This window comes from Chelatococcus daeguensis (assembly GCF_001887265.1).
Taxonomy (GTDB): Bacteria; Pseudomonadota; Alphaproteobacteria; order Rhizobiales; family Beijerinckiaceae; genus Chelatococcus_A; species Chelatococcus_A sambhunathii.
The window spans coordinates 1,901,764-1,915,028 of the sequence record NZ_CP018095.1; the positions used below are offsets into that span (position 1 = coordinate 1,901,764).

10 protein-coding genes and 3 tRNA genes are annotated in these 13,265 nt (G+C 66.3%); 11 read left to right on the forward strand and 2 right to left on the reverse strand.

The window, feature by feature from the left end; genetic code table 11:
- Window positions 1–34 precede the first annotated feature (34 nt).
- Window positions 35–373: a P-II family nitrogen regulator gene (locus tag BOQ54_RS09065; RefSeq protein WP_019403288.1), complete on the reverse strand. Its 339-nt coding sequence runs from the start codon at window positions 371–373 to the stop codon at window positions 35–37.
- Window positions 374–578: 205 nt separating this feature from the next.
- Between BOQ54_RS09065 and BOQ54_RS09070 the strand changes: the two genes are divergently transcribed.
- The gene (locus BOQ54_RS09070; protein ID WP_071923748.1) at window positions 579–2,066 is read left to right on the forward strand and encodes a bifunctional ADP-dependent NAD(P)H-hydrate dehydratase/NAD(P)H-hydrate epimerase; all 1,488 of its coding nucleotides are present in this window, start codon (window positions 579–581) and stop codon (window positions 2,064–2,066) included.
- A gap of 43 nt (window positions 2,067–2,109) precedes the next feature.
- Here the strand turns inward: BOQ54_RS09070 and BOQ54_RS09075 are convergent, their stop codons facing one another.
- Complete coding sequence (locus BOQ54_RS09075) at window positions 2,110–3,525, reverse strand: multicopper oxidase family protein (RefSeq protein WP_186437971.1); 1,416 nt, start codon at window positions 3,523–3,525, stop codon at window positions 2,110–2,112.
- A 212-nt stretch (window positions 3,526–3,737) separates the two neighbouring features.
- Here BOQ54_RS09075 and BOQ54_RS09085 point away from each other — a divergent pair.
- The 10 genes from BOQ54_RS09085 to BOQ54_RS09130 all read left to right on the forward strand — a co-directional run bounded on the left by BOQ54_RS09085 (window position 3,738) and on the right by BOQ54_RS09130 (window position 13,262).
- Window positions 3,738–3,823 (forward strand) — tRNA-Leu (locus BOQ54_RS09085).
- A 74-nt stretch (window positions 3,824–3,897) separates the two neighbouring features.
- Complete coding sequence (gene tig, locus BOQ54_RS09090; protein ID WP_071923751.1) at window positions 3,898–5,301, forward strand: trigger factor; 1,404 nt, start codon at window positions 3,898–3,900, stop codon at window positions 5,299–5,301.
- A gap of 85 nt (window positions 5,302–5,386) precedes the next feature.
- Window positions 5,387–6,010 (forward strand): ATP-dependent Clp protease proteolytic subunit, encoded by a 624-nt coding sequence (locus BOQ54_RS09095; protein ID WP_019403284.1) that lies wholly within the window; start codon window positions 5,387–5,389, stop codon window positions 6,008–6,010.
- Window positions 6,011–6,246: 236 nt separating this feature from the next.
- Window positions 6,247–7,512, forward strand: coding sequence for an ATP-dependent Clp protease ATP-binding subunit ClpX (gene clpX, locus BOQ54_RS09100; RefSeq protein WP_055458356.1), 1,266 nt, complete (start codon window positions 6,247–6,249; stop codon window positions 7,510–7,512).
- Between the two features lie 248 nt (window positions 7,513–7,760).
- On the forward strand, window positions 7,761–10,190 hold the full coding sequence (gene lon, locus BOQ54_RS09105; RefSeq protein WP_055458355.1) for an endopeptidase La: 2,430 nt from the start codon (window positions 7,761–7,763) through the stop codon (window positions 10,188–10,190).
- Window positions 10,191–10,492: 302 nt separating this feature from the next.
- On the forward strand, window positions 10,493–10,771 hold the full coding sequence (locus tag BOQ54_RS09110) for an HU family DNA-binding protein (protein ID WP_019403281.1): 279 nt from the start codon (window positions 10,493–10,495) through the stop codon (window positions 10,769–10,771).
- 108 nt (window positions 10,772–10,879) lie between these two features.
- Window positions 10,880–10,955: transfer RNA gene (locus tag BOQ54_RS09115), tRNA-Val, on the forward strand.
- An 839-nt stretch (window positions 10,956–11,794) separates the two neighbouring features.
- Window positions 11,795–11,871: transfer RNA gene (locus BOQ54_RS09120), tRNA-Asp, on the forward strand.
- Between the two features lie 450 nt (window positions 11,872–12,321).
- Window positions 12,322–12,687 (forward strand): NADH-quinone oxidoreductase subunit A, encoded by a 366-nt coding sequence (locus BOQ54_RS09125; protein ID WP_055458354.1) that lies wholly within the window; start codon window positions 12,322–12,324, stop codon window positions 12,685–12,687.
- Window positions 12,678–13,262 carry a NuoB/complex I 20 kDa subunit family protein gene (locus BOQ54_RS09130; protein WP_055458353.1) on the forward strand — a complete coding sequence of 195 codons (585 nt, stop codon included), beginning with the start codon at window positions 12,678–12,680 and terminating at the stop codon, window positions 13,260–13,262. Before BOQ54_RS09125 ends, BOQ54_RS09130 begins: the two co-directional genes overlap by 10 nt.
- The last annotated feature ends 3 nt before the right edge of the window (window positions 13,263–13,265 follow it).

Genomic DNA, 13,265 nt, shown 5'->3' on the forward strand with positions numbered 1-13,265 from the left:
GCCGTCTGCGGCCCGTGGGGTGGCGTAGGTCGGATCAAATCGCGTCCGTGCCGGTCTCGCCGGTGCGGATGCGGATGACCTCCTCGACCGTGGATACAAAAATCTTGCCATCTCCGATCCGGCCCGTCTGGGCCGCCTTGCGGATGGCCTCGACCGCCCGGTCGACCATCTCGTCGGCAAGAACGATCTCGATCTTCACCTTGGGCAGAAAGTCGACGACGTATTCCGCCCCGCGGTAGAGCTCGGTATGGCCCTTCTGGCGGCCGAAACCCTTGGCTTCGATGACGGTGATACCCTGCAGGCCGACGTCCTGAAGCGCCTCCTTCACCTCGTCGAGCTTGAAGGGTTTGATGATCGCTTCGATCTTCTTCATGCCGTGCAGCCTCCGCAGGATCAGTCAGTGCAAACAGCTCGTGTGGCTCTTACCATCAAAGCCGATCGGCCTGCCACGGGGAATTGGCCGCTCCCTGCCACGCAATGTTGCAGCCAGACGACATTTGGAGGCTAAAAATTGTGCAGATGCTACTTTTTTCATCGACCCCGGCGAGGGGGCTGCCATCGCAGCGGCAGAATGCCCGATGCTTGAGCTCATGACCTGCGCCGAGATGGCTGCGGCGGATGGGCGCACCATAGCCGGTGGCACGCCGGGCATCGTGCTGATGGAACGGGCGGGGCAGGCGGTGGCCGAGCGGGTGCTCGCCGGGGTGGCAGGACCCCAGCGCATCGCCGTTCTCTGCGGGCCCGGCAACAATGGCGGCGACGGCTTCGTCGTCGCGCGCCTGCTCGCGGCGGCGGGCCACGATGTGGCCGTCCACGCCCTCGTGCCGCCGGACCGGCTGACGGGTGACGCCGCCGAGGCGGCCCGCGGCTGGCAAGGCGAGGTCCTGCCGCTCGCGGGCTGGCGTGCCGACGGTGTCGATATCATCGTCGACGCCATCTTCGGCGCCGGGCTCGCGCGCGATATCGCCGCGCCGCTCGATGCGGTGATCGCGGCAGTGAATGCCGCCAGCGCCCAGGTCGTCGCGGTCGACGTGCCCTCCGGCATCGACGGCGACACCGGCACCGTGCGGGGCTGCGCCGTCAGGGCTGACGAGACGGTGACTTTCGCCCGGCGCAAGCCCGGCCATCTGCTGCTGCCGGGACGCGAACATTGTGGCCGCGTGCATGTTGCGGACATCGGCATCGCCGACGCGACGGTGGCCGCGCTCGATGTGCGGACGGCCGCGAACGCTCCCGGCCTCTGGCGGGACAAGCTGCCGCGCCCGGATGCGGCGGGTCATAAATACAAGCGCGGCCATCTCGTCGTCGCCTCCGGCGGGCCGGCGCGGACGGGCGCGGCGCGCCTTGCCGCGCGAGCCGGCCTGAGGGCCGGGGCCGGGCTCGTGACCGTCGCCTCGCCGCCGGCGGCCGTCGCCATCAATGCGGGGCATCTGACCGCCATCATGGTGCGCGCCGTCGATGGTGCCGAACAGCTCGCCGACCTGCTGACAGATGCGCGCTTCTCGGCGCTCGTTCTCGGTCCGGCGCTGGGCATTGGCGAGGAGACGCGCCGTATGGTCGAGGTGGCCGCCGCCGCGCGCCGGCACCTCGTGCTCGATGCGGATGCGCTGACGAGCTTTTCGAACAATCTCGCCGGCCTGTGGCAGGTGGTGACCTCCGCTGCGCCGGCTGGCGTCGTGCTGACGCCGCACGAGGGCGAGTTCGCAAGGCTGTTCGGGGAGGCCGGGGGTGTCGCGCAGGCGCGATCCAAGCTGGAGCGGGCCCGGGCCGCCGCCGCGGCGAGCGGGGCCGTTGTCGTGCTCAAGGGCCCCGACACGGTCATCGCCGCGCCGGACGGACGCGCCGCCATCAACGAAAACGCACCGCCTTGGCTCGCGACGGCCGGGACGGGCGACGTGCTCGCCGGCATCATCGGCGGCCTCATGGCTCAGGAGATGCCGACCTTCGTGGCCGCCTGCGCCGGCGTGTGGATGCACGGAGCGGCGGCCGCTGCCTTCGGGCCGGGCCTCATCGCCGAGGACCTGCCGGAGATGCTGCCGCAGGTGTGGCGGACGTTGCTGGATTAGCCTTCGTTTTCAGCGGGAAGGGATGGCTTCTTGAATCACCGCCTCACGTCACCTCGTACCAGGTGGCGAGGCCGGCCGGCAGCCGGTCGAGGATGGCCGAGCCGATCAGCCAGCGGCCCGGATTGTCGGCGACGAAGGCGATCCGCACCGTGCGCCCGGGCGGCACGGCGAACGTGTCGAGCCAGTAGGGCTCCCAGCCGTCGTCGAGCGGATGCAGCAGCCGCACATGGTGCCCGTGGATGTGCAGGGCCTGCACGAAGGCGGTCTGGTTGGTGAAGGCCAGCACGGCTGGCTTGCCGCGCGGCACGCGCAGCAGCGGCTCGCGCTGGTCTGTAAAGGCGGCGCCGTTGACCTGCCAGAGGCGCGTGACATCGGCATCGGTCGCCGGCCGGTTCGGGTCGAGGCCGCCGCCGATCACCGCCTCCGCGCGCAGGGCGGCGGCAAGGTCGATGGCGGCCGGCAGATCCGGTGCCGCCAATGCCGGCCGCGGTTCATCGGCATGCGGCGACGGGGCACCGGTCGCCGCGAACGTGACGAGCGGCACCGTCGACGTGCCGAACAGGCCGCTGACGGTCGCGCCTTCGCCCGGCGTGACGACGACGTCGAGGCGCCCGCCGGGCAGCAGCGTCAGCATCGCGCGGGCCGGAGCGAAGGGCTCGACGGCGATGCTGTCGACGGCGATGACCTCCGCCTCCATGGCGTCGAAGCGCAGCGTGAAGATGCGCGCGTTCGCGGCATTGACGAGGCGCAGCCGCGCACGGCCGCGCTGCGGCAGCCTTACCGCCTGCGGCGGCGTCACGCCGTTCACCGTCAGCCAGTTGCCGAGCCGGCCGGCGAGCCCCGCGTCCTGCGCGGTGCCGAAGCTCGCCCGCAGGGCGCCGCTCTTCTCGAGCGCCCAGTCGGACAGGACGACGATCACGTCCTCGTCCACCGCGATCGATTCCGGCTCGGGGACGATGAGCGTGCCATAGAGCCCGCGGGCAGATTGCTCGGCGGCATGGGCGAGGACGGCCGGGCGGAGAAGGAACGTACCCGGCCGGACCGGCGTGAGGGTAAGCGAGCGCTCCCCGCCGGGCGGCACGGCATCCCCCGCAAGCGGCGCCGCTCCGTCAAGCGCATTCTCGGTCCGCAGGCCGAGGACATGCATGGAGACGGGCTGCGGCAGCTCGTTGGTGAGGTGCAGCGCGAGGGCTTCGCCAAGTGGCGCGCGCAGCCGTGCCCCCGCGGCATCGCCTGTGAAGCTCCATAGGTCCGCGGGGCCTGCGGCGGACGGATTGAGCGGTACCGTCGCGGGCGCCGCGACAAGGCGGGCGCCGCCTCCGGCAGCCGGCTGAGCGCAGGCTCTGCGCGTTGTGCCCGTGAACAGCGCAAGCCCGCCGAGTGCCTTCACGAATGTGCGACGGGCCATGGCGGTGGTATGGGAGCGAGAGGAAATCGTCGTTGCCTCGAATGGCGCCATGGAGACCATCGCTTTGTCGGAAGGCCCAGATCTAACGCGAAGCGCCGTCCGGCACGAGGGCGCGGCAGCATTTTCCGCCCTCGCCATGCTGCTGCGCGGGGGGCGCCGGGCACAAAAGGCGGCGCGCGTCATTTTTTTGCTGCATCACCCTTCTGTCATGATATAGAGCCCCGTCCCGGAAGGGGTCTTGGCCGCAGGGCGAGACTCCGGTTGCGGGCGTGGCGGAATTGGTAGACGCGCTGGATTTAGGTTCCAGTGACGACAAGTCGTGGGGGTTCGAGGCCCTCCGCCCGCACCATGCGCCTTGGTGAGGTTCGGCGCGGCCGACCCTTGTGAATGATCATTCAGAGCGAACGGAATAGAGCTGTAAAGATGCAGGCGACGCAAACCCTGTCCGAGGGGCTCAAACGCGAGTTCAAGGTGGTCGTGCCGGCCGCCGATCTGGAAACGAAGCTCACGGGCGAGCTGGCCGGACTGAAAGATCGTGTCCGCATCAACGGCTTCCGCCCGGGCAAGGTGCCGCTGACGCACCTGCGCCGGCTCTATGGCCGCGCCGTGATGGCGGACGTGGTGCAGAACGCCGTCAACGACGCCAACCGCCAGATCGTCGCGGAGCATTCGCTCAAGCTCGCCCAGGAGCCTCAGGTCACATTCCCCGAGAACAAGGACGAGATCGAGGCCGTGATGGAGGCGAAGGCGGATCTTGCCTTCACCGTCGCGCTCGAGGTGCTGCCGCAGATCGAGATCAAGGACTTCTCCGGCATCGAGCTGACCAAGGAGGTCGCCGAGATCGGTGACGCCGAGGTCGACGAGGCGCTGGAGCGCATGGCCAAGCAGAACCGCAGCTTCTCGCCAAAGGACGATGCGGCCGAAAACGGCGACCGCCTGACGGTCGACTTCGTCGGCAACATCGACGGCGAGGCCTTCGAAGGCGGCTCGGCCGAGGACATCAAGGTCGAGATCGGCTCGAACTCCTTCATCCCCGGCTTTGAGGAGCAACTGGTCGGCGCCAGGGCTGGCGAAGACCGCACGGTCAACGTCTCCTTCCCTGAGAATTACCTGGCGCCAAACCTCGCCGGCAAGGCTGCGACCTTTGCCGTGAAGGTCAAGGCGGTCGAGGCCCCGGACGCGCTCAAGATCGACGACGAGCTCGCCAAGGGCTTCGGCATGGAGTCGCTCGACAAGCTCAAGGACGCCGTGCGCGAGGCGATCGGGCGCGACTTCGCCGCCCAATCCCGCCGCAAGCTCAAGCGCATCCTGCTCGACGCCCTCGACGAGCAGTATACCTTCGACCTGCCGCCGAGCCTCGTCGAGCAGGAATTCGCCGGCGTGTGGAACCAGGTCGAAGCCGAGATGAAGCAGTCCGGCAAGACCTTCGCCGACGAGGACACGACGGAGGAAGAGGCGCGCGCCGAATACCGCCGCATCGCCGAGCGGCGCGTGCGACTGGGGCTGGTCCTTGCGGAAATCGGCGAGAAGGCCGATGTAAAGATCACGGACGACGAGGTGACGCAGGCCGTCATCGAGCGCGCCCGCCAGTTCCCCGGCCAGGAGAAGGCCGTGTGGGACTATTATCGCAAGAACCCGCAGGCGCTTGCCGAGATCCGCGCCCCGATCTTCGAGGAGAAGGTGGTCGACCACGTCCTCGGCCAGGTCAAGGTGACGGAAAAGACAGTGTCGCGCGAGGCTCTGTTCTCGGACGACGAGGACGGCGAGGCTGGCGCGGACGAGGGCAAGAAGGCCAAGAAGGCCTCCAAGTCCAAGAAGAAGGCGTAACAGGCTATCCTGCGGGCGATTCGCTGCAGGATCGCCCGCAGGGTCGGTTCACGGCCGCGGGCATTCGGAACCGACGAGGAAGACGATGAGGGATCCGTTAGAGGTCTATAACAACACGCTCGTGCCGATGGTGGTGGAGCAGTCCAACCGCGGCGAGCGTGCGTTCGATATCTATTCCCGCCTGCTGCGCGAGCGAATCATCTTCCTCACCGGCCCGGTGGAGGATTATTCGGCCTCGCTCATCGTGGCGCAGCTGCTGTTCCTCGAGGCCGAGAACCCGAAGAAGGAAATCTCCTTCTACATCAATTCCCCCGGTGGTGTGGTGACGTCGGGGCTGTCCATCTACGACACGATGCAGTTCATCCGCTGTCCCGTTTCGACGCTGTGCATCGGCCAGGCGGCCTCCATGGGCTCGCTGCTTCTTGCCGCGGGCGAGGCCGGACAGCGTTTCGCGCTGCCGAATGCGCGCATCATGGTGCATCAGCCTTCGGGCGGCTTCCAGGGCCAGGCGACGGACATTCTCATCCACGCGCGCGAAATCGAGGCGCTGAAGCGCCGCCTCAACGAGATCTACGTGAAACACACGGGCAAGGATCTCGTCTCCATCGAGCAGGCTCTGGAGCGCGATTTCTTCATGACCGCGGATGCGGCTCGCGACTTCGGCCTCATCGACCAGGTCCTGGCGACGCGCCCGGAGGTGGCGGCCTGATCGCGGTTGTCCCCAAGGACGGGTCAGGGGACGGGCGCCGGCTCCGGCGTGCCGTCCCATTTCTGTTGATCGGCATGCGGCACCATGTTTGCATGGTAGCCGTCATCGAATGAATCGGCGCGCTGGCGCCGGGCGAAGATCGCGGAATTACCCTTTCTTAGATCGACGCCTATATGAAGATGTGATGACGCTCGTACCGCGTGGTGCGGCACGGGCGGATCGAGCGGAGACGGACCATGAGCAAGACCAGCGGTGGCGACGCCAAGAGCACGCTCTACTGCTCATTTTGCGGCAAGAGCCAGCACGAGGTCCGCAAGCTCATCGCTGGACCGACCGTGTTCATCTGCGACGAGTGTGTGGAACTGTGCATGGACATCATCCGCGAGGAATCCAAGTCCTCGCTGGTGAAATCCCGCGATGGCGTGCCGACGCCGAAGGAGATCAGCAAGGTTCTCGACGATTACGTGATCGGCCAGGACCATGCCAAGAAGGTGCTCTCCGTCGCGGTGCACAACCACTACAAGCGCCTCGCGCATGCGACGAAGCACAATGACGTCGAACTTGCGAAGTCGAACATCCTGCTCGTCGGCCCGACAGGTTCGGGCAAGACGCTGCTCGCCCAGACGCTGGCGCGTATCCTCGATGTGCCGTTCACGATGGCGGATGCCACCACCCTGACGGAGGCCGGCTATGTCGGCGAGGATGTCGAGAACATCATCCTCAAGCTCCTGCAGGCCTCCGACTACAACGTCGAGCGGGCCCAGCGCGGCATCGTCTACATCGACGAGATCGACAAGATCTCGCGCAAGTCCGACAATCCTTCGATCACCCGCGACGTGTCGGGCGAGGGCGTGCAGCAGGCGCTCCTGAAGATCATGGAGGGCACGGTGGCTTCGGTGCCGCCGCAGGGCGGGCGCAAGCACCCGCAGCAGGAGTTCCTGCAGGTCGACACCACCAATATCCTGTTCATCTGCGGCGGTGCCTTCGCCGGGCTCGAGCGCATCATCAGTGCACGCGGCAAGGGCACTTCGATCGGCTTCGGTGCCAATGTGCAGGCTCCGGATGACCGGCGCACGGGCGAAATCTTCCGCGAGGTCGAGCCGGAGGATCTCTTGAAGTTCGGCCTCATCCCCGAATTCGTCGGCCGCCTGCCGGTCATCGCGACGCTCGAGGATCTCGACGAGGACGCTTTGACGAAGATTCTCAGGGAGCCGAAGAACGCGCTGGTCAAGCAGTACCAGCGGCTCTTCGACATGGAGAACGTCGAACTCACCTTTTCTGACGAGGCGCTTCTGCTCATTGCCCGCAAGGCGATCGAGCGCAAGACGGGTGCTCGCGGCCTCAGGTCCATCATGGAGGGCATCCTGCTCGACACGATGTATGACCTGCCGGGTCTCGAGGGTGTGGAGCAGATCGTCATCAGCCCCGAGGTGGTCGAGGGCAAGGCCAAGCCCTTGTTCATCTATGCGGATCGACAGGCGGAAACGAGCGCCAGCGCCTGACGGGCGCTCGCTCGCCGGTTGCACGGAGCAGGGCCGATCACCGTTTTGCGAGCTGGCCCTGCGTCCTTTCTTGAAACATACGGCACGGGACGCCACCTAACGCCCAACACCCGGTGCCGGCATGCTCTTAGAAGAGGTGCCGGCAAGGTGTGTCGGGGCAGCCGCAGCCGCGGTGAGCGCGCCCGACAATCCGTCCGTTGTCGGCCCATCGGGGCGGGGGCGGGCGCAAAGGAAAGGAACTGAGGGCTATGACCAATTCCAAGCCCCGCCAGCCGGCCATCCCGGGCACTGTTGCCGTCTATCCGGTCTTGCCCCTGCGCGATATCGTCGTATTCCCGCACATGATCGTGCCGCTCTTTGTCGGCCGCGAGAAGTCGATCCGCGCGCTCGAGGAAGTGGTCAAGAGCGACGGGCACATTCTGCTCGCGACGCAAATCAACGCCTCTGACGATGATCCGGCGACGGACGCGATCTACCAGGTCGGCACCGTGGCGAGCGTGCTGCAGCTCCTCAAGCTGCCCGACGGCACCGTGAAGGTCCTTGTCGAGGGTGCCGGCCGCGCCAAGGTGCGCCAGTACACCCGCAGCGACGACTATTACGAGGCCGAGGCCGAGGTGCTCGCCGAATCGGCCGGCAATGCGGTGGAGACGGAGGCGCTCGCCCGCTCCGTGGTCTCGGAATTCGAGAACTACGTCAAGCTGAACAAGAAGGTTTCACCCGAGGTCGTCTCCGCGGTGACGCAGATCGACGATCCCTCGAAGCTCGCTGACACGGTCGCCTCGCATCTCGCCGTCAAGATCGCCGACAAGCAGGCGATCCTCGAGACGACGTCGGTCGCAGAGCGGCTCGAGAAGGCTCTCGGCCTGATGGAAAGCGAGATCTCCGTCCTGCAGGTGGAGAAGCGCATCCGCACGCGCGTCAAGCGCCAGATGGAGAAGACCCAGCGCGAGTACTACCTCAACGAGCAGATGAAGGCGATCCAGAAGGAGCTTGGCGACGAGGACGGTCGCGATGAGCTCGCCGAGCTGGAAGAGCGCATCGAGAAGACCAAGCTGACCAAGGAGGCGCGCGAGAAGGCGCAGGGCGAGCTGAAGAAGCTGCGCCAGATGTCTCCCATGTCGGCCGAGGCGACGGTGGTGCGCAACTATCTCGACTGGCTGCTCGGTATCCCGTGGGGCAAGCGCTCGCGCGTCAAGAAGGACCTGAACCTCGCCCAGGAGGTGCTGGACACCGACCACTTCGGCCTCGACAAGGTAAAGGAGCGCATCGTCGAATATCTTGCCGTGCAGCAGCGCGCCAACAAGCTGACGGGCCCGATCCTGTGCCTCGTCGGACCTCCGGGCGTCGGCAAGACCTCGCTCGGCAAGTCCATCGCCAAGGCGACGGGGCGCGAGTTCGTGCGCATGTCGCTCGGCGGCGTGCGGGACGAGGCCGAGATCCGCGGCCACCGGCGCACCTATATCGGCTCGCTGCCCGGCAAGATCATCCAGTCGATGCGCAAGGCCAAGACGTCCAATCCGCTCATCCTGCTCGACGAGATCGACAAGCTGGGCATGGACTTCCGCGGCGATCCGGCCTCGGCCCTGCTCGAGGTGCTGGATCCTGAGCAGAACTCGTCGTTCAACGACCATTATCTCGAGGTCGACTACGACCTGTCGAACGTGATGTTCGTGACGACGGCGAACACGCTCAACATCCCGCCGGCCCTGCTTGACCGCATGGAAGTGATCCGTATCGCCGGCTACACGGAAGAGGAGAAGGCCGAGATTGCCCGGCGGCATCTCATTCCCAACGCGCTGGCCAAGCACGGCCTGCAGCCGAAGGAATGGGAGATCGACGATGCCGGACTGCTCATCCTCATCCGCCGCTACACGCGAGAGGCGGGCGTGCGCAATCTCGAGCGCGAGATTGCCAATCTCATCCGCAAGGCGGTGAAGGAGATCATCCTCACCAAGAAGAAGAGGATCAGCGTTACGGCTGACAACATCTCCGACTATCTCGGCGCGCCGAAGTTCCGCTATGGCGAGATCGAGGCTGAGGATCAGGTGGGCACCGTCACCGGTCTCGCCTGGACCGAGGTCGGCGGCGAGCTCCTGACGATCGAAGGCATCATGATGCCCGGCAAGGGCAAGATGACCGTCACCGGCAACCTGCGGGACGTGATGAAGGAATCGATCTCTGCAGCGGCGTCCTATGTCCGCTCGCGCGCGGTCGACTTCGGCATCGAGCCCCCGCTGTTCGAGCGGCGTGACATCCACGTGCACGTTCCGGAAGGCGCGACCCCGAAGGACGGCCCGTCGGCCGGCATTGCCATGGCGACTGCCATCGTCTCGACGCTCACGGGCATTCCGGTGCGCCGCGACGTCGCGATGACCGGCGAGGTCACGCTGCGCGGACGGGTTCTGCCGATCGGCGGCCTCAAGGAAAAGCTCCTCGCCGCTTTGCGCGGTGGCATCAAGAAGGTGCTGATCCCCGAGGACAACGCCAAGGATCTGGCGGACATCCCGGCTTCGGTGAAGAACGGCCTCGAGATCGTCCCCGTGTCGCGCATGGAGCAGGTGCTTGCCCATGCTCTGGTGCGTCAGCCCGAGGCGATCGTCTGGGACGAGGAGGCGGCCTCCCGGAAGGGCGCGGTCGCATCCAGCGATGAGGATGGCACGGGTCTCGTCGCTCACTGAGCCGGGATGCTAGGACGGAATCGCAGGAGGCGGGATCCACGGACCCCGCCTCCTTCGCTGAAGAGCCGCGATTCGCTTGTCAGCCAAGGACAAGCCGGCATCGCACCTTCGGGGCCGAATTTGGGCGTCGTTAGTGCGCGACACGGGTGCTTTTTTGTGGTTTTGCAGCCTGTAACCGTTGCATTTCTTGGGATTCTGCGGCATCGGGGTTGAGCGTGCCGCCGCTGTTGCGGGCGGACGTGTCCGCGCCATGTGGCGCATTCGGTTCGCAGCTGTGACGGCGCGAATGCAAGGAGGACAACATGAACAAAGGTGAACTCGTCTCGGCCGTCGCCGAGAAGGCGGGCCTCACGAAGACCCAGGCCACCGAGGCGATCGACGCGGCGATTGACGCGATCACGGGCGCTCTGAAGAAGGGTGACGAAGTGAAGCTGGTCGGGTTCGGCACCTTTGCGGTCGCCGACCGAGCGGCCGGTACGGCGCGCAATCCGCGTACGGGCGAGACGATCCCCGTGCCGGCGTCCAAGGCGCCCAAGTTCAAGGCGGGTGCCGCTCTCAAGGACGCCGTCAACGGCAAGTGACGTTACAGGGGCGAGCCGATCGCATGAGGCTATTCGGCCGTTCGCTCACGCGGGATGCGGCCAGAGCCCTTGCGGAGGGCCCGGCTCGCCCCTAAACACTGGGACAATGGGCGGTTAGCTCAGTCGGTAGAGCATCTCGTTTACACCGAGAGGGTCGGCGGTTCGAGTCCGTCACCGCCCACCACCTGAAGTCCTTGAAATATCAGCCTTGAACGTTTGTTCCGCGATCTTGCAGTGGCGGGGGATAGCGCCGGACATGGCGTGCGCAGGCCAGTCCTGAGATGAGGCGCCGGCCTGTCTTTGGGCTCCTTCCGCGCCGCCCGCCGGTCGGTCCCGTGCAGCGGGGGACGGGCGGCCGCTTGCCGAACCCGGCAGAACATGTGCCGATTTTCCGCCGGCACGGCCCCGTCCCGGCCGCGGCACGGGCATCGATTGCGATTTCTCCTGGCGATCTGGGACGTTGAATATGGGGCGGTGAACCCCATATTCTCCAAGCGGTGTTCTGTGACCTCCGCGGCGAGCCCTGATCGCATCCATGCCCCCCAAGGAATGCGGTCGGGGCTTCGCTATGTCGGCGTGGCGCGCAAGCCCGCCGTGGGCTGGTTCGGTCATATGCTTGTCTCTCGAAGTCAGATCCGGTTGCTGTCCGCGGGGGCCGATGTCCTGCGTCATCCGGCCGTGGCTGCCATCGATGCGCGGCCGCGATGAAGCGGGGAGGGGCCGGTCCGCCTTGGTGAGGCGGTGGCCTTGTCTCGTTGCGCGGGCCCATTGCGGCAGCGGATTCGGAGGAGCGGAAAGAGGCAACGCTTCGCCCCGCGAGACGTGCCCTGCAGGTCGTCCAGGGTGAATCGGATGCTCGCGCTCGGCCTTGCGAAGAACGGCCATTGCGAGCGGCGGCAGCCGCTGTCCACAGGCGGGAAGGGGTGTTCGGAAGGGTTTTCACAGGGATGCAGTCAAGGTGCTTGACAGGGCCGGAGACGGGTCTTAAGTCAGCGCCACCACAGCGAACGAGACGTTCGCCGCGGGGGTGTAGCTCAGTTGGTTAGAGCGCCGGCCTGTCACGCCGGAGGCCGCGGGTTCGAGCCCCGTCACTCCCGCCACTTTCTTCCTCGAAAATCAGAGCCTCGAAGTTCCAGACACGATCCTGCGGCGACGGGAACGTGACGTCGACTGTCCGGACCGTGGTCTATGTCCGAGCCGGTTGTCCTTCGGGCACGGCACCCGTCGGGTATGCCGGACGGGTGCCGTGCCGAAATGTCCCATGCGGATGTTTGGTCGAGCGAGGATGAGGCGGATCGCGGGGTGGCGGTTGCGCGGGCCTTGCGCCGCGGTGCCGAAAGCCGGGAACATGGCAGCTATGCGGCACCGCAGCACTTGCGCCCGCGGATCGGCTGCGATAAGCCTCGCCCGCAAATGCGAAACGGTCCAAGGTAGCGGATTGCCGGCGTTTTCCGTCGCTTCGCCGCGCTCGGGCCGGCTTCGTGCTGAGCGAGAAATCCGTCCAAGAGCCCGCCGTCCTCGGCGACGGGCCACGATACCGCGGGTGCCGGATGCAGAGCCTTCTTGCCGACTATCTGCCGCTCGTCATCTTCATCGGTGTGTCGCTGGTGATCGGGATGGCGCTGCTTGTCTCGCCCTTCATCGTGGCATATTCGCGGCCTGACGCCGAGAAGCTGTCGGCCTACGAATGCGGCTTCAACGCCTTCGACGATGCGCGCATGAAGTTCGACGTGCGCTTCTATCTCGTCGCCATCCTCTTCATCATTTTCGACCTCGAGGTCGCCTTTCTCTTCCCGTGGGCCGTGGCCTTCGGCGACCTCGGCTGGTTCGGCTTCTGGTCCATGATGCTGTTTCTCGGCGTCCTGACCGTCGGCTTTATCTACGAGTGGAGAAAGGGAGCCCTCGAATGGGATTGATCGGCGAAGCGAGCGGCCCGGCCGTCGCGCCGGCGGCCAGGGGCGTCATCGACCCGCGGACCGGCAAGCCCGTGGGCTCGGATGATTCCTTCTTCCTCGGCCTCAATGACGAACTGGCGGACAAGGGCTTCCTCGTCACCTCGACGGACGAGCTCATCCAGTGGGCCCGCACCGGCTCGCTGATGTGGATGACCTTCGGCCTTGCCTGCTGCGCCGTGGAGATGATGCAGCTGTCGATGCCGCGCTACGACGTCGAGCGCTTCGGCTTCGCTCCGCGCGCCAGCCCGCGCCAGTCGGACGTGATGATCGTCGCCGGGACGCTGACCAACAAGATGGCGCCGGCCCTGCGCAAGGTCTACGACCAGATGCCCGAGCCGCGCTACGTCATCTCGATGGGCTCGTGCGCCAACGGTGGCGGCTACTACCATTATTCCTATTCGGTCGTGCGTGGCTGCGACCGGGTGGTGCCGGTCGACATCTATGTCCCGGGCTGCCCGCCGACCGCCGAGGCGCTGCTCTACGGCGTCCTTCTTCTGCAGAAGAAGATCCGCCGCACCGGCACCATCGAGCGCTGAGGA